Raw genomic sequence first — 16924 nt, forward strand, 5'->3', positions numbered from 1 at the left:
GCTTGCCCCGTGCCTGCTGTTCCGCCTGTTGCTCCTCTTCCTCCTGTTGCTCCTGTTGCTCCTGTTGCTCCTGTTGCTCCTGTTGCTCCTGTTCCTCCTGTTGCTCCTGTTGCTCCTGTTGCTCCTGTTGCTCCTGTTGGCCCTGTACTTCCAGTCGGAACATAAATTGGTGGAAGAGCTGGAAATGTAGGGCCAATATTCTCAGGTCCTATCCTACCTTTATTCATTGATAATTTATCATTCCGCTTCAATTCAAAACCTCATTCCACATATTTTTAACTAACATACATTATTATGGCTCTATTATTAAGGAATAACTTCATAACTACTCTTTTTCTTTCCAAATGATTCATATATTTATTAAACATTTTACCGTTACTATAAACTACTTCTATTAATAGAATAAAATGATAGTTCCATTCTAAAAATACTACACTTATTCGGTTCTAATTTAAAAATGAGGTGATTTATATGCAAGATAAAAATGAAAAAATAAAAGAAGAACTACTATCAATGGCTCTTGAAATAATTCTTCCATACAGACTTACAGGGCCTACTGGGAATACTGGGCCTACCGGCAGTACTGGACTTACTGGCAGTACTGGACCTACCGGCAGTACTGGGTCAGTAGTTACAACAAACTCTATGTTCGCTAATAATACATTAGGTGGTCCCATCTCAGTTATATTAGGTGGAACTAATATTCCACTTTCTAATAACCAAAGCCTCAGTAATTTTACAGTTAACGCTTCAAACGATGTATTTACAATTCCTGTAACCGGAAGATATCATTTAGCCTATCAAGTTAATACGACAACTTCTCTACTTGCTGGAACAAGGTTACTATTAAACGCTTCTACTCCACTTTCTGGCTCTGTTTTTTCTCCCGCTATATCAACTTCAAATTATAATAATAATTTAATTACTAATTTAATTGCTGGTAATACAATTTCACTTCAATTATTCGGTATATTATCCATTGTTAATTTAGTTGGAGGTGGTTCAACAGGTGCCTCTCTAACAATTATACGAATCGATTAAAAAATGATTCATTCTTTTTCTAATACACATTATTAAATACCAAGTCTGTCATAATAATAAGAGCCACCAATTATTTCATGGCGTTGATTACGTAACACAGAACAAATTGCACTATATTAATAGTAGAAACTATCTATACTAAATTTTCCGTATATATATTATCAATTTACACTCACCCTTACCGATGTTACATTAAATAAGAAGACAGTTTCTCCTTTACGAACCATCTCTCAATACGTATTTGAGAAACGTACTCCAATCCTATACGCGAGAGCAATACTATGTTGACACTCAAACGAGTGTCTTTTTTTTGTAATTTAACACAAAATAAAAACCACCTTGTATAGATGGTTTTATCTTTTATCTTATATATATAAATGCACACTTATGTAGCTGGGTAATAAATTGTCATGCTTAACCGAGTCAACGATTCCCCTAAATTATGATAAGAGTGTGATCTATCGGCCTTAAAACGAATGGAATCTCCACTATTTAATTTATACTGACAATTATTCACTTTTATTGTCAATTCTCCTTCAAATACCGTTATAAATTCCTCTGCTCCTTCTTTATGCCCTTCTGAACTTAGTTCCCCTTCTGTTTCTATTTCAACTGTATACATTTCAAAATGTCTATCATCTTGAAAAGGAAAAGATGGATACACTTTATATTTCCCATTATCTTCAGACAATACTTGAACATCATCCCGTAAAACAACTTTTGTATCAGGTTGTGGATTATTGATTAAAGAAGTAAAAGACACTTTCAATCCATTAGCAATTTTCCATATTGTTGTTAGTGTCGGACTTGATTCTCCTCTTTCAATTTGTCCAATCATCGTTTTACTCACTCCTGTTAATTGAGAAACCTTTTCTAAACTTAATTTTTCTTTTTCTCGTATTGTTTTTAAATTTTTCGCTAGAATAAGTTGAATTTCTTCCATAAAAAACACCCCCACACTATATACAGTATAACGACCGTTATGTATAATAAAAAGCACACGTTATATTGTTCTTTTCGGTCATTATAACACACAAAAAATAATGAGGGGGTTTTGAAATGCCTATATTTTCTTTTTTATTATTTGTTTTTATAAGTAGCTTCACACCCGGACCTAACAATTTTTTAGCTATGACATACGCCAATCAACACGGGTTAAAGAGGAGTATGCAATTTTGCTATGGAGTAGCTTTCGGCTTTTTCATCCTCACTTTTTTATGTAGTTTCTTTAATGTAGTACTACTTAATATCTTACCCATAATCGAATTCCCTTTAAAAGTTTTAGGTGTAACATACATGTTATATTTAGCTTTTAAAATACTCACTAGTAAAGGGAGTACGAATCCCAGTGAAAAAGATAATAAAAACTTATTTACAGTGGGGATTTCTCTTCAATTCGTTAACCCTAAAGGGATATTATTCGGACTGACTGTAGTATCGACTTTCATACTCCCTTACTACAATTCATATTCAAGTTTTCTACTTTTTTCATTATTTCTAGGTATAGTCGGTTTAATGAGTACATGCAGTTGGAGTTTATTTGGTTCAATATTCCAAAAACTATTAATAAAACATAACCAATTATTTAACATCATTATGGCCGTTTTATTAGTCTTCAGTGCCGTTTCAATCGTTATACACTAGTTCAATGCTCATTCTAATTTTAGATTTTTGTACTTTTTCATACCAATCTATATTTCCTGATTTTTGTCCTTAATGTCATAAATATTTAGTTTCCACACCCATCTTTTTTTATTCACATACTGCCCTTAACTAACTACTTTTCTCTAGTAGAACTTTGATATGGGAATATTGCTGCACACAGATCTGCCCTTATTTATTCTCGTATTACCAGCCTATAACCTTTCATACCGTTTCATTGAGCACCTGATGCTGGATTGAAAATAAAGTATGGTAATCCCTTTAAAGTTTTTTCAATTCTAGATTATCTATCTTCTAAAACAAAGTACTCAAAAAGAAAACCACAACTTAAAACATTAGTTGTGGTTTTCTTTTTTGTAATACTCACTTTAAAATCTATTTATAATAATACTGAAAAATACGGTATAATATAAATTACTGTTCTTTTGGAGGTTTATAATGGCTGATAAGTATAAAGTTTTCATTCTCATTTTTACCGCATTTTTTTCTTTCTTTTCTTTAATAAAAGATTTCCGCAACACTTCAAAAAGTTTCTTTTGGGGTAGTTTTGTAATTCTTACAAGCTTCATAATACTTTTAACACTCGCTTTAGATTTAACTCAAATACTTCTATATTCAACTCAGATAGCGCTTGAGATTATTACAATACCACGTAAACTATTTCTACCATCTGTCACTGAGGCCGCTAGTTTTTACTAACAACTCGTAATTCTAAAAAAACACATAAATTACATACCTGAACAACTGTATATTCTACCCTTTTTGTGACTTAACTATGTTTAATCTGCATTTTTGCAACCTAAAACGCTATTCATATGTTTTACCAGAGATTCAAGGTGATACTGTCAAAGTATTTAATGAAAGACCATTGGGTTTAGCAATGTTTACAATCATTAAAAATGCGGTTTCTCTTTTCTAAAGAAACCGCACCACATAAATATTATTATTAAATTTTAAACTGACTCGTATACAATTCAAAGTAAAACCCTCGATCTTCCATGAGTGATTCATGATTCCCTCTTTCTAAAATACTCCCATCCTTTATAACGAGGATTTGATCTGCCTTTTCAATCGTTTTGAGTCGATGAGCGATTACGAAACTTGTTCTACCTCTCATTAAATTGTTTAATCCTGCTTGAATTTGCAATTCTGTTCTCGTATCAATATTAGATGTTGCTTCATCAAGAATTAATATGTCTGCATCTGCTAAAATTGCCCTTGCAATTGCAAGAAGTTGTTTTTGTCCTTGACTTAAATTCGATCCTTCTGAAGCAATCTCTGTTTCATATTGTTTCGGTAAATGTTTAATAAAAGAATGTGCCGATGCAGCCTTTGCTGCATTGATTACTTCTTCATCACTTGCATGTAATCGTCCATAACGGATATTATCCATAATTGTCCCAGCAAATAAATACGTATCTTGTAAAACTACTCCTATTTTACTTCGTAAAGAATTGATATCATAATCTTTTATATCTTTTCCATCAATATGAATTTGCCCTTGCTGTATATCATAAAATCGAGTTAATAAGTTTATGATTGTTGTTTTTCCCGATCCCGTTGGACCAACTAAAGCAATTGTCTCTCCAGGCCGTGCCTTAAGACTTACTTCTTTTAAAATTGTTTTATTTTCCACATAACCAAACGAAACATTCTCAAGTTCAACATGCCCTTGTATATTTTGTACAATGAATGCGTCTTTTTTATTTTGAATTTCTGGTACCTCATCCATAATTTCAAAAACACGTTCTCCACCCGCAACTGCCGCTTGAATCGTATTCATTAACGTTGCAAATTGACTTAGTGGTCTTGAGAATTGACGAGAATAATTAATAAACGCCGCAATGACACCTACTGTTGTCATACCGTTTAATACCATAACGGATCCAGTCCCAATTACAAGCCCCATTCCTAAGTTATTAATAAAGTTCATACTCGGAAAAATAAAAGCTGAAAATGTATCAGCCTTCGTTGCTGAAATTCTTAGTTGTTCATTAATTTTATTGAAATTTTGTACGGTTTCTTTTTCTTTCCCGTATAACGTTGTAACATCCGCGCCTGTTATAGCTTCTTCAATAAAACCATTTAATTCTCCTAAATCTTTTTGACGCTTTGCAAAGTTTTTACCACTATATGCAACAAGTTTTTTTGTAACGAAAAACATAATAGGTACTGTAATTAAAGTTACAAGTGCCAAAATCCAATTTAATGAGAACATCGCAATCGTCACACCTATAAAGGTTAAAGCTGATGAAATAATCTGTACGACACTTTGCGTCAACGCTTGATTTAAATTGTCAATATCATTTGTCACACGGCTCATTAAATCACCTTGAGAACGTACATCAAAGAACCGTAAAGAAAGCGTTTGGATTTTCTCAAATATATCTTGTCGTATTTTTTGAATTGTCTTTAATGCAACATTAATCATGACATACGTTTGTAACCATGTTAAAAGCACCGTTACACCGTAAATTGCAATAAGTAACATACACATTCTTGCCGTACCGTTTAAATCTTTCGGTACAATATATTGATCTATAATTACTCCCATAAAATATGGACCTAATAACCCAAGTAATGTCGTAACAAATACTAGAAATATAACGAACATTAGAGCAGCCTTTTCATACCCCATATAGTTCCAAATCCGTTTTACAGTTCCTTTAGTATTTTTAACTTTTCCACTCTTAGACGAGTTACGTCCACCTTTATTAGCAAATTGTCCTTGAAAATTACGCATGTTCTTTCCCACCTTCTTTATGCAAATTACCACCTTGGGAAAGATAAATTTCCTGATATACCTCACATTGTCCTAATAGTTGTTCATGTGTACCATCACCAACTAATTCACCATTATCTAATACTAGAATTTTATCAGCATCTATTATAGATGAGATTTTAGAAGCAATTAATAATGTCGTTGTTCCTTTATATTCTGTTCTTAATGCCGATTGAATGTTGGCTTCTGATTTCGCATCAACTGCTGATGTAGAATCATCTAATATAAGAATAGATGGTTTTCTCACAAGCGCTCTCGCAATGGATACACGTTGTTTTTGTCCACCTGATAAATTCGTCGCACCTTGTGTTAAATTATAATGATACGATTCTTCCAACTTGTTTATAAACTCAGTCGCACACGCAGATGAAGCTGCTGTTTCCAATTCATCGTGTGTTGCATCTTCTTTACCGTAACGTAAATTCTCTTCTATACTTCCTGAGAACAACAATGCCTTTTGAGGTACAAAACCTATTGAAGCACGCAATTTTTGTAAATCGTACATCTTAACATTTATTCCATCAATACATATTTCACCTTGCTCAATATCATATAAACGTGGTAACAGTTTAGCTAAAGTAGACTTACCACTCCCTGTAGAACCGATAATCCCTACTTTTTCACCTTTACGTATGCTGAATGAAATATCTTTTAAAACGTATTCATTATTTTTCGTATAACTATAACTAACATCTTTAAAATCAATATTCCCTTCGATTTTCTCAGGTTCAATTGCATTAGCTTCGTTCATAATATCAACTTCAGTATTTAAGACTTGTTGTACACGATCCGCAGATGGAAAAGCTCGAGCAATTTGAATAAATACCATACTAATAGACATAAGTGCCATTAAAATGATATTCAAATAGTTAATAAATGCTAAAATCGCACCTACTTGAAGAGTTCCATTAAATACTTTTTCTCCACCAATCCATAGTGTTGCGACAATCCCACCACTGACAACTAGCATAATAATTGGCATCATTAAGGAAATAAGCTGCACAGCTCGAATATTTATCTTCGTTAAATTAGTATTTACATTTCCAAACTGAGAAATTTCATATTTTTGTCTTACATACGCTTTTATAACACGTACACCAGATAAATTTTCTTGTAACTTTGTATTCACTTTATCTAATGCTTCTTGCACCTTTTTAAACGTTCCACTCGCTTTACTTGCAATTAAAATAATCGCCAGTAATAAAATTGGTACAACTACAAGTAATATTGGAAATAACTCTCGCGCTGTTACAAAAACAATAATTATACTTCCGATAAATAACAAAGGGCCACGAACGAGAACACGTAATGTCATCGTCATCGCCGATTGAATTGATGTAATATCATTTGTCACAATCGTTAATAATTTTCCGGTTCCAAATGCATCCCGATTTTTACTAGAAAATGTTTCTATTTTTGTAAACACATCTTTTCGTATGTCTGTAGCGAAATTTACAGCTGCTTTTGTAGAATACATCATACACCCAAGTCCTCCAACTAACCCAAGTGCCGCTGCTCCTAACATAAGAAGCCCCATTTTTATTACATAATTCAAATCCCTATTTGCAATCCCAACATCAATAATATGTTGCATAATAGTCGGTTGAATTAAGTCCATCGCAACCTCAAGTACCATAAATAGTGGTCCAATAATAGCGAAGAACATGTATGGTTTTAAATACTGTAATAGCTTGCGAAATGATTTCATACATAATCTCCTTTTTCCATGAAATTACCACTGAGTAATTCATATCCCTCCTTATTTAAACCCTATAGTTTGTAATTTCTTCTTTACTTTTATTATATTATGCAAATTAATATTTAACATTATTAAATGATAAGCATTAATGACTTTTCGGTCAATAAATGTGCTTTATAAATATACAAATACAAAAACCGCATTCTTAATGAAAAGAATGCGGTTTTTTATCTATATTTCTTCAATTGTAAAATCGAAAAACTCAGTCTCAAATCCTTTATTTTTAGAAGGACTACACGTGTAAAAGCCTATTTTAACAGGCTCATTCCCTATATCCTCCATTAAATGAGCGATTCTTATTTGTTCCCATCGCTGACTTATTTTCACATATATTGAATAATCACCGCGTTTTCGAATAATTCGAAAACGAAGTTGTTGCTTAGCTGCTTCAGTTGGATAATCTTGCGTTGACCAGTCAGAATATCTATTATTCGTTACGACAGCACCTAAATGAGATGGCCCCTCAGGGATATATTCTAAAGAAGTTTTTAACCAACAGTTCTCCGAAATCATAACAAAAAGACCTGCTTGATCGTATGTCGCATTTGGATTCATACGTAACTGAACTTCAGCCTGAAAATCTGTCATAATCTCATTATAAAATACATGACCATTCATTATTTCAAAGCCATAATGTGTTTTCAGCCAAAAATCTGTTTCTGCCTTCGAATGGACAATGAATGTATGATTTTCTTCCAGTTTGTAATATTCAGGTACATTCATTACGGTAAGTTGCTCAATATGATTTGGTATATATGATGTTTTCATAATTCCTCCATAAAAAAGCAATTAAATTAATATTTAAAACTCGGTTAACACCGGGAATTTATAACCTTTAAAATCTAATTCCTTATTACTTCGAACCATTAAATACTTACTAGTCTGTAATTCTGTATATTGTACATCATCAATTCCTAATTGATCTGGGCAAAAATAAAATTCAATCTCCTTAAATTCCCCAGAGATTTCCTCACATAATTCATCTAAAATCGGAAGTACCGGAGCAAACACTCCATATAATTTTAGTTTTTGATTTTCTATTGTAAAAACAATCAACGTATCTAATTTCTCTGAATAATATAGGTTTTCATTCCATGTTGAATCATACATATTTAAATAAAACGAAGAGCGGTAATTTAACGTTGAAAATGTATTAGAAAGCCTTTGGCCATTTTCAATCATCTCATGTATTAATTGTCTATCCTCTTCATTATAAAAATCTAACTTTTTAAGTTGAGAATCTTTATCACTCTTGTTTTCGTATGATACTTTCATCAAATATTCTTGCACAATTTGAAAACCAAATGGTTTATATAGTTCTGGATTTTCAGTAAATAAAAGCGCACACTCACATTGCTCATCAATTTCTTCTATCATCTTACTAAACAATTGTTTCATTAACCCTTGTCGACGATGATTCGGATGTGTCATTACCGATTGAATACCCACTGCATTTATTTTTTCACCATTCATTAAAAGCGGAAGTGAAAATGCAGCAACATTCGCAATCACTTTGTTATCTTGTAAAAATGATAAAGCTTTATATGTATAATCCCAATATCCTTTCTCCGTAAAATCACGTAATGTTTGACTTTCAATACCAAACACTTCTTCAAATAAAGGAAATAACTGCTCTCTTTTCGGTTCTTCTATTAGAAGATTTGCAAATTTTTCAACATTCCCCATGTTGTCCCTCCATACTTCAATTCCATAAAATTATATATGGTTATATGACCTGCCCTTAAAATAATAGGTCTTACAAATCAATATACTATCATAAAATATAAAAAAATAATCCAATTAATTTTATGTTTTCACAATTAGAAAAAAAGTCGAATAAAACAATATTAAGATTTTTGTATATTAATAAGGTTATTATATAAAAACAGTGCTTTCTAGTTAGTTTTTACTAATAGAAATGCACTATTTATAAAAATATTTTTTTATTCTTTTATTCCTTCAAGCCTCTCCTTCGTATTTATTTCTTCTCCCCTCAGTCGCTTTTCAAATGTCTTTCTCCAACTAGTAGAAAGTGCATGTACTTCTAAAATTCTCTTTATCCCTTCTATATTTTGTTTTTCCTTATGCATAATACGATTAGCAAACGCTACTGTAATACTTATTGGATCAGACTTCAGCAACTTTAACGTATCAACTGGCGATACCCACCCTTCTTTTAATACACGAAAATAAAATCCTGTATATCCTGTTTCTTGAAAATACAGTGGTAACTTTGGAATATTGTATTTCTTAGCTAACTTAAAACAAGGTTGCCTTGGTTGCGTTACTTGTACTATCGCTTCTCCGAGCTCAAACGTATCACCGATACAAACATCCTCTTCACGCATACCACTTACTGTTATATTTTCTCCGAATGCTCCATATTCAAGGTCTTGATTCAATGTTTCTTCCCAATAACTATAATGTTCACCCGAATACACACAAACCGCTTTATCCACCCCTCCATGATGAACTAAATCCGCCTGACCATCACCTTTAAATTTTAAAAATGATAAATATATAGGTTCCTTTGTTTTCGTTTTATTTATACCCGTATGAATTAATTTTCCTCCATACATAACTTCTTTTGGGAATCCTATATTTAGTGATAGTACCTCATATAATTTATCCATCATAATTGCCTCTCTCACTTTCCGCACAATTTTTTAAAAGATTGATTTATTATTTCAAAACCTTTATCAATTTCTTCATTTGAAATAACAAGAGGCGGTAAAAAACGTAGTACATTATCAAATATCCCTGCCCCAATACTTATAAGCCCATTCTTCCAGAATTCATCAATTAATTGTACTGTTAGTTCTTTTGCTGGTTCTTTTGTTATGCGATCCGTTACAAGTTCCATTGCAACCATTGCACCAATTCCACGAACGTCACCTATGACTTCGTATTTTAATTGCATTGCATGTAAATGTGACATTATTCTATTTCCAATTTGTTGAGCTCTTTCAACTAGATTTTCTTCTTCCATAATTTCAAATACAGCAAGACCGGCTGCGCATGATAACGGACTTCCTGCAAAGGTCCCACCGATTTGACCCCTTCCAGGAACATCCATAAACTCAGCGCGCCCAACAATCGCACTTAATGGTAAGCCTCCAGCTATTGATTTTGATAATGCAATAATGTCAGGTTCTATATTAAAATGTTCCGTTGCAAACCATTTTCCAGTTCTGCCAAATCCAGTTTGCACTTCATCCATGATCATTAAAATTCCATATTGATCACAAATTTCCCGGATTCGTTTTACAAATAAAATGGAAGGAACAATAAATCCCCCTTCTCCTTGTACTGGTTCCATTACGATTGCCGCTACTTTTTCAGGTGATACTCCCTCTAAAAATTTTTCAAACTGATAGATGACTTGAGAATCCACTTCTTCAGAAGAAACTCCTTCTGCAGCTCTGTAATAGTACGGATACGACAATATATGCATGTCTGAAACGAACGGGCCAAATCCTGCTTTATATGGGTTTTCTTTCGTTGATAAAGACATCGTCATTAATGTTCTCCCATGAAATCCTCGTTCAAACGAAATTACTTTACTTCTCCCTGTTACTTTACGTGCGATTTTTACAGCATTTTCAATCGCTTCCGCACCACTATTTGCAAACATCGTTTTTTTCTTACTTGTTCCTGGTATTTTTTCATTAATTTTCTCTGCTAAAGCAATATAGTTTTCATATGGAGTTACATGAAAACAAGGATGAATAAATGACTTTGCTTGTTCTTGTACCGCTCTTACAACTTTCGGATGACAATGACCAACATTTTGCATTCCAATACCACCAGCAAAATCAATAAACTGATTCCCATCTACATCTGTAATGATCGCTCCGCTAGCTTTTTTTACATATAAAGGCGTTAAATGATATATTCCTGTCGGTACAGCTTCCTCATACCTTTTTTGAAGTACTTGTGAATAACTGCCTGGTAATACGCTCGATTTCAACAATTCTTCTTCACCTCATCTAATCTTTATCATCAATCTATTTCTAATAAAGTGATTATAAATCGCACAAAACCATTGTTCAATTCAATTATTTATATAATAATGATAGGTATATCCTATGATTAAATTTGAGGTGATTCCAATCGAATTACGACAATTAGAATACTTTTTAGCTGTTTCGAAAGAATTGCATTTCACAAAAGCAGCCGAAAAATTAAACATTTCCCAACCTTCACTAAGTCAACAAATACGTGCGTTAGAACATGAAGTAGGAATGCCACTTTTCGATCGAATTGGTAAAAAAATATCTTTAACTGAAGCAGGAAAGATTTTATTATCACATAGTAAAACCATTTTTCATGAAGTCGAACAAGCCCGTTCTGCTATCCAGGACTTAAATGGATTACAGTACGGATCCTTAACAATCGGCTCATTGTTAACCGTTGTAAATTATTTACTACCGCCAACCCTTTTACATTTCAATAATCTTTATCCAAACATTGAGCTTTCTGTGTTAGGACTTCGCACAGGAGAAATTCGCGAAAAATTGTTACAAAACGAATTAGATATTGGTATTACATTTCTCCCGGTACAAGATAAAGAAATTGTTTCTATCCCGCTATATAAAAGTGAACTTACATTAGTTATTCCAATCGGTCATCCTTTAAGTGAGTTTGATCACGTGTCTATTAAAGAATTACAGAACTACCCTTTAATCCTTCTACCAAAAAACTTTTATTTAACAGAACTACTTACGACCTATTGTCAAAACTTTAGCTTCAAACCAAAACCAATTTTAGAAATTAGTACGATGGAATCTTTAATTCAAATGGTTTCAAAAGGTATGGGAATTACAGTGTTACCCAAACCGTATATAGACTTTTTGCAAAACGAAAACATTCAAGCTATTAAAATAGAAGATCCTACTCCAACTATAGATATAGGACTGATTTATAGAAAAGATAAATATATGTGTGCTGCAACTCGAGAATTTATTGAGCAACTAAAAATAACAGTACATTCTTTACAAAACTAATGGATATTTATAAAAACACTATAAAAACTAATTTATTTTAAATTCTCACTAAAATAAGAACTAGGATACTTTTACAATCAATAGTTTCCTAGTTCTGTGTATCTCTATACTAAATGATTCCCTTTTCCACCAACGTCTCTGCGATTTGAACTGAATTCCAAGCCGCACCTTTTAACAAATTATCGGAAACGATCCAAAGATGGAATCCTTTTGGCGTATCAGGGTCTTTCCTAATTCTTCCGACAAACGTATCTATTTTCCCTTCTGCATATAATGGCATTGGATACAGCTGTTCACTAGGGTTATCTTGTAAAATAACACCTGGTGCATCGAGCAGTACTTCTTTAATTTCTGTAACCGTTGTTTCTTTTTCAAGTTCTATATAAACTGATTCTGAATGCCCTGATACAACTGGAACACGTACACAAGTAGCTGCCATTTTCAGGTTTGGATCTTCTAAAATTTTCTTCGTCTCTTGAATCATCTTTACTTCTTCGAAGGTGAAATCATTATCAGTGAATATATCTACTTGAGGCAGTACATTAAACGCAATTGGATAATGCTTTTTATCTTTTTTCGCTGGTAATATAGCACTCTCCACTTCTTCACCTGTAAGCATCGACTTAGCTTGTTCTTTTAATTCATGAATCGCATGAATTCCAGAACCTGATACAGCTTGATAAGTGGAAACGATAATTCGTTCTAAACCGAATGATTTTCGGATTGGCTGAAGAGCTGTTACCATCTGTAATGCTGAACAATTCGGAACTGCAATAATACCGTTATGCTCCTTTAAAGTGTGTGCATTAACCTCTGGAACAACGAGCGGTACATCGTGCACCATTCGGTACTCACTTGTGTTATCAATTACGATTGCACCACTAGAAACTGCATGATTTACAAATTGTCTAGACACTTCTCCTCCAGCACTGAAAAAGGCAATATCTACACTTTCAAAACTAGTTGTTTTTGCCTCTTGTATTGTAATCTCTCGCCCTTTAAATTGTACTTTCTTACCAGCAGATCGTTTTGACGAAAGGAATGTAACTTCAGCTATATTAAACTTTGTTTCTTGTTCTAACAGTTCAATAATTTTCTGACCTACTGCACCTGTAGCTCCAACAACAGCTACATGATAGCTCTTTTTACTCATTTTTTCTCCTCCAATACTGCTTACATGAATTTCCCCACAACATAATATTAAAAGAAATTTAATCATTTGAAAAATTGAAATACATGATATAATCATTCACAAATCATGATATTAAAAGAGGGGTCACTTATGGAAATGAGACATGTTAAAACATTTTGTGCCATTGTTAAGCATGGCGGTTTTTCTAAAGCTGCTCTTGCGTTAGGTTATGCGCAATCTACTGTTACAGGGCATATAAAAGCATTAGAAAACGACTTACATATCCCTCTTTTCGATCGATTAGGGAAAAAAGTACTTCTTACAAAAGCAGGTCATCAATTTCATCCTTATGCATTAGAATTACTTGCTATTTATGAAAAAGCACAAGAAATCCCTCAAAATAATGATTATTTGGAAGGGACGTTAAGTATTACATCTAACGAATCGTTAGCAGTGTACCGTTTACCACAATTATTACGTACTTACAAACAGCAAAATCCGAAAGTAAATATCGTTCTTGAGACTACTACAAATGAACATGCAATGAAAAAGCTACATGAAGGAGAAACAGATGTTATCTTCTTAATTGGTGAAAGTATAGCACATAACGATTTTATTATACGTACTTTTTGTAATGAAACATTCGGATGGATTTTACCTATTCATTCCCCCGTACAGGAAAATCCATTTCGTTTATTACAGGATACTCAGTTTATTTTTACAGAACAAAGCTGCGGTTATCGGCCAATGGTCGATTGTTTTTTGCGTCAAAGCGGAAATATTCTAGAAAAAACATTTGAAACTTCTAATGTTGAAGTCATTAAACAAGCTGTTATGTGTGAGTTAGGAATTTCAATTCTTCCTTACATCGTTGTACAAGAGAATTGTCAAAAGGAACAAATACGTTTTCAACCTATCGAAACTCCAGCCGTTATTCAAAGTCATGTAATCTATCATAAATCTAGATGGATTTCCCCGGTACTACAGTCGTTTCTTTCCTTACTAGAGCAAGGCTAAATTATTAAAAATGTGCACAAAAAAAGAGTAACTGCCTAAAAAGCACTTACTCTTTTTCATTGATACGTATATTATTTATTAGCCTGTCCCCCACCTGCAATTAATTTACTACCTGAATATGTACCTTTTTGCATAAACACTTGATTAATTAATTCTTTTTGTTCAGCTTGCGACATTATTCCTTTTCCTTCTCCTAAATTCCCACTTTGCAATTTCCAAATTTTATTATGATCCACATCAACCTTTTCATATTTCCCTTGTTTCCATCGTTCTAAAATATCCACATATGTATTTTTTTGTGCAACATCATTACTATTTATAATTTCAAGCAAACTTTCAATACGTTCTTGTGTGATAAAAATATAGCCCCATTTTTGTTCAGCTTTCGTTTTTTGGTGTGCCATTTCATGTAACGCTGTCTGTATGTTCTCATCTGTCCATTTAAAATTTTTATTAAAACCACTATTAGGTAATGAATGATTGCCATTTTCTAAAAGCTTCGCATCTTCGGCTTTTACATTACTATCAGCTAGCACTTCTACTGCCGGAGCTGCTGGCGTTGACTTTTTCGCAACCGGTTTACTATTATTCAAATAATAAAGCATACCATATGTTAAACCTACTCCGATTACTGCCATACCAGCTATAATACCGATTATTTTAAATAGTGTTTTCATCTCGCTTATTTCCTCCCAAATATCTCTGTTCTTACTACCTCATTATTTCTTATATAAAACAGTTCCTTCATTCAAAATAGTTCATCCCATCCCCTACCATATTATTCATATATATTTCCTTATATTGTATTTCTTTTTTTGTAAAATTGAAAGATTATTCCGTCAAAAACAAAAAATATTCTACAAAATTTCCCTTTATATTTATATGGAAACAAAAAACAACGAGCGCCTTCTACAACACTCGTTGTTTTTACTTTATGCACGATTTTCTTTTAACCACTCCGTAATAGCATCTAACTTCGAAACATCAAAACGTCTATTTTCACATACGTTTAAGCTGTTTAAACTTTTCACAATTTCTAATTCATTCGACTTTATACTTTTTGCTTCAATCAATTTACAGTACCCGTCTGTGACGGTATTTAAATTTTCATAATAACACTGCAACGGTTTTGATATATGTACATGTTTTTCAAAGTTTCTTCTGCTTCTCGTCTCATCAAATTCTTTTCGTTTTCTAAGTTCTTCATCAATTGTTTTCTAGTTCACGGCATGTTGTACTTTTCCCAACAGCACTCGCTCCCTCAAACGCTATAATCCCCATAGTTTCTCCCACTTTCATTAACTAAAATTTCGTTGTTTCGCTCTTCTCCCCCATAACTGTCCCCATAAAACAATTGAAGCGATAGAAAGCATTATTGTTGTAATAATACTACCTTCAATCCCAAATGAGCCTCCATGAAGGACTTCATTGCCATTTGTTACAGGTTTAAATAGTGGTGTTGAATATATCGTCATTCCACTAACGGCAAAGCCATAAACGTTATATTGTGCCCAATTCCAAATGGAATGCCATGCACAAATCCCCCAAAGACTACTGTCCTTTAAAACGTAAAAAGCTGCAAATACGCCAACTAATATTATATTCGATATTGAAAGAATTGTAATTCCTGGATTAAGCAAATGAAGAAAACCAAATAAAAAGGACGTCACAACAATTCCAATCCATATACGGCTTCTAACAGAAAGAACTGGGAATAACCAACCTCTTACAACAATTTCTTCAGTGGCCCCTTGTATTAAAAATGCGACTAAAGATCCTACAATACCAAATATAGCTGTCATCGTAATTTCTTGCATTTGTAATTTTATATTTCCTGTTAGTATGAGTGAAATTACTGGTATCGAAATGAAAATAAACCCTATTAATGCCCCTCTCAAATACTTTCTCATCCATTGCTCATTCCAAAAACCAATAGATGAAAATGACCTTTTCTCTACAAATTTAATCCATAAAAACAAAAAAAATATAGCCCCGCCAAACGTTAATATCATCTCAATATTGCTATACATCGCCTTCATAAAGGTTGTTTCTGTTTTCGGTAAAAACAGCATAAATAACATAAATAATTCACCTAAAGTTAAAAATACAATTGCAAGTATAACTGCAAAAACAGGGTGAACTTTCCTTCTTCCTTCTTTTGCTGCTTCGATTATTTTAAATTGTTTATTTTGCAATATTCATCCTCCTAATTAGTGTAATCATCTTTATTCTTAAAAAATATACCGTTTCCTTTAAACATACTTTTTTATATAAATGATTTCTGTTTGGAATACATTCAGATTAGGAATAATATATAAATAAAAGAGATGTCTTTGTGCCTTTTACCATTATCGCCCAAATTACTCACTGGTATTACCAGCACTTGCTATTTCACACCATTTGTTGTAAGATAGTAATTAAGGTCAATTTAACAATATATTTTCTTTGCATATTATCAAGTATCAATCAGGATCATTTCGTACTCCTTATGGGTTTTTGATAATATGTGAACTTTTATTTTCATT

Annotated in this window: 16 protein-coding genes and 1 pseudogene; 5 read left to right on the forward strand and 12 right to left on the reverse strand. The window is 32.8% G+C overall.

What is annotated here, in order from left to right:
• The coding region (locus tag JDS95_RS24400; protein ID WP_199690841.1) for an exosporium leader peptide-containing protein at window positions 1-251 on the reverse strand (251 nt) is incomplete at its 3' end.
• Window positions 252-471: 220 nt separating this feature from the next.
• Here JDS95_RS24400 and JDS95_RS24405 point away from each other — a divergent pair.
• Entirely contained in the window at window positions 472-1041 is a 570-nt protein-coding gene (locus JDS95_RS24405; RefSeq protein WP_001152962.1) for a BclA C-terminal domain-containing protein, read from the forward strand.
• A 385-nt stretch (window positions 1042-1426) separates the two neighbouring features.
• On the opposite strand, the gene JDS95_RS24410 is transcribed toward JDS95_RS24405, so the two are convergent.
• Window positions 1427-2041, reverse strand: coding sequence for a helix-turn-helix domain-containing protein (locus tag JDS95_RS24410; protein WP_134853379.1), 615 nt, complete (start codon window positions 2039-2041; stop codon window positions 1427-1429).
• 59 nt (window positions 2042-2100) lie between these two features.
• Here JDS95_RS24410 and JDS95_RS24415 point away from each other — a divergent pair, with 59 nt between their 5' ends.
• Window positions 2101-2685 (forward strand): LysE family transporter, encoded by a 585-nt coding sequence (locus JDS95_RS24415; protein ID WP_001121300.1) that lies wholly within the window; start codon window positions 2101-2103, stop codon window positions 2683-2685.
• A gap of 456 nt (window positions 2686-3141) precedes the next feature.
• The gene (locus JDS95_RS24420; protein WP_085450787.1) at window positions 3142-3402 is read left to right on the forward strand and encodes a hypothetical protein; all 261 of its coding nucleotides are present in this window, start codon (window positions 3142-3144) and stop codon (window positions 3400-3402) included.
• A 247-nt stretch (window positions 3403-3649) separates the two neighbouring features.
• Here the strand turns inward: JDS95_RS24420 and JDS95_RS24425 are convergent, their stop codons facing one another.
• The 6 genes from JDS95_RS24425 to gabT form a co-directional block, all read right to left on the reverse strand.
• Window positions 3650-5446 (reverse strand): ABC transporter ATP-binding protein, encoded by a 1797-nt coding sequence (locus JDS95_RS24425; protein WP_001243549.1) that lies wholly within the window; start codon window positions 5444-5446, stop codon window positions 3650-3652.
• The gene (locus JDS95_RS24430) at window positions 5439-7193 is read right to left on the reverse strand and encodes an ABC transporter ATP-binding protein (protein WP_000834802.1); all 1755 of its coding nucleotides are present in this window, start codon (window positions 7191-7193) and stop codon (window positions 5439-5441) included. Before JDS95_RS24430 ends, JDS95_RS24425 begins: the two co-directional genes overlap by 8 nt.
• 222 nt (window positions 7194-7415) lie before the next feature.
• Window positions 7416-8012, reverse strand: a complete 597-nt coding sequence (locus JDS95_RS24435; RefSeq protein WP_000858456.1) for a DUF1349 domain-containing protein — start codon at window positions 8010-8012, stop codon at window positions 7416-7418.
• 33 nt (window positions 8013-8045) lie between these two features.
• Window positions 8046-8930: a GNAT family N-acetyltransferase gene (locus tag JDS95_RS24440; RefSeq protein WP_000528657.1), complete on the reverse strand. Its 885-nt coding sequence runs from the start codon at window positions 8928-8930 to the stop codon at window positions 8046-8048.
• A gap of 257 nt (window positions 8931-9187) precedes the next feature.
• Complete coding sequence (locus JDS95_RS24445) at window positions 9188-9880, reverse strand: MOSC domain-containing protein (protein WP_002043360.1); 693 nt, start codon at window positions 9878-9880, stop codon at window positions 9188-9190.
• Window positions 9881-9891: 11 nt separating this feature from the next.
• A complete protein-coding gene (gene gabT / locus JDS95_RS24450) occupies window positions 9892-11217 on the reverse strand; it encodes a 4-aminobutyrate--2-oxoglutarate transaminase (protein WP_000920472.1) in 1326 nt (441 codons plus the stop codon).
• A 130-nt stretch (window positions 11218-11347) separates the two neighbouring features.
• Here gabT and JDS95_RS24455 point away from each other — a divergent pair, with 130 nt between their 5' ends.
• Window positions 11348-12250, forward strand: a complete 903-nt coding sequence (locus JDS95_RS24455) for a LysR family transcriptional regulator (protein ID WP_085450818.1) — start codon at window positions 11348-11350, stop codon at window positions 12248-12250.
• A gap of 109 nt (window positions 12251-12359) precedes the next feature.
• On the opposite strand, the gene JDS95_RS24460 is transcribed toward JDS95_RS24455, so the two are convergent.
• A complete protein-coding gene (locus JDS95_RS24460) occupies window positions 12360-13403 on the reverse strand; it encodes an aspartate-semialdehyde dehydrogenase (protein WP_000039423.1) in 1044 nt (347 codons plus the stop codon).
• A gap of 105 nt (window positions 13404-13508) precedes the next feature.
• Here JDS95_RS24460 and JDS95_RS24465 point away from each other — a divergent pair, with 105 nt between their 5' ends.
• Complete coding sequence (locus JDS95_RS24465) at window positions 13509-14399, forward strand: LysR family transcriptional regulator (protein ID WP_002043366.1); 891 nt, start codon at window positions 13509-13511, stop codon at window positions 14397-14399.
• 71 nt (window positions 14400-14470) lie between these two features.
• Here JDS95_RS24465 and JDS95_RS24470 read toward each other — a convergent pair whose 3' ends face one another.
• The 3 genes and pseudogenes from JDS95_RS24470 to JDS95_RS24480 all read right to left on the reverse strand — a co-directional run bounded on the left by JDS95_RS24470 (window position 14471) and on the right by JDS95_RS24480 (window position 16594).
• Window positions 14471-15076, reverse strand: coding sequence for a PRK06770 family protein (locus tag JDS95_RS24470; RefSeq protein ID WP_000853589.1), 606 nt, complete (start codon window positions 15074-15076; stop codon window positions 14471-14473).
• A gap of 255 nt (window positions 15077-15331) precedes the next feature.
• Window positions 15332-15613, reverse strand: a pseudogene (locus tag JDS95_RS24475) (chloramphenicol acetyltransferase); the annotation flags it as partial.
• Between the two features lie 84 nt (window positions 15614-15697).
• Complete coding sequence (locus JDS95_RS24480; RefSeq protein WP_199690842.1) at window positions 15698-16594, reverse strand: CPBP family intramembrane glutamic endopeptidase; 897 nt, start codon at window positions 16592-16594, stop codon at window positions 15698-15700.
• Window positions 16595-16924 lie beyond the last annotated feature (330 nt).

This window comes from Bacillus cereus group sp. N24 (assembly GCF_016483345.1).
In the GTDB taxonomy this organism is placed as follows: Bacteria; Bacillota; Bacilli; order Bacillales; family Bacillaceae_G; genus Bacillus_A; species Bacillus_A toyonensis.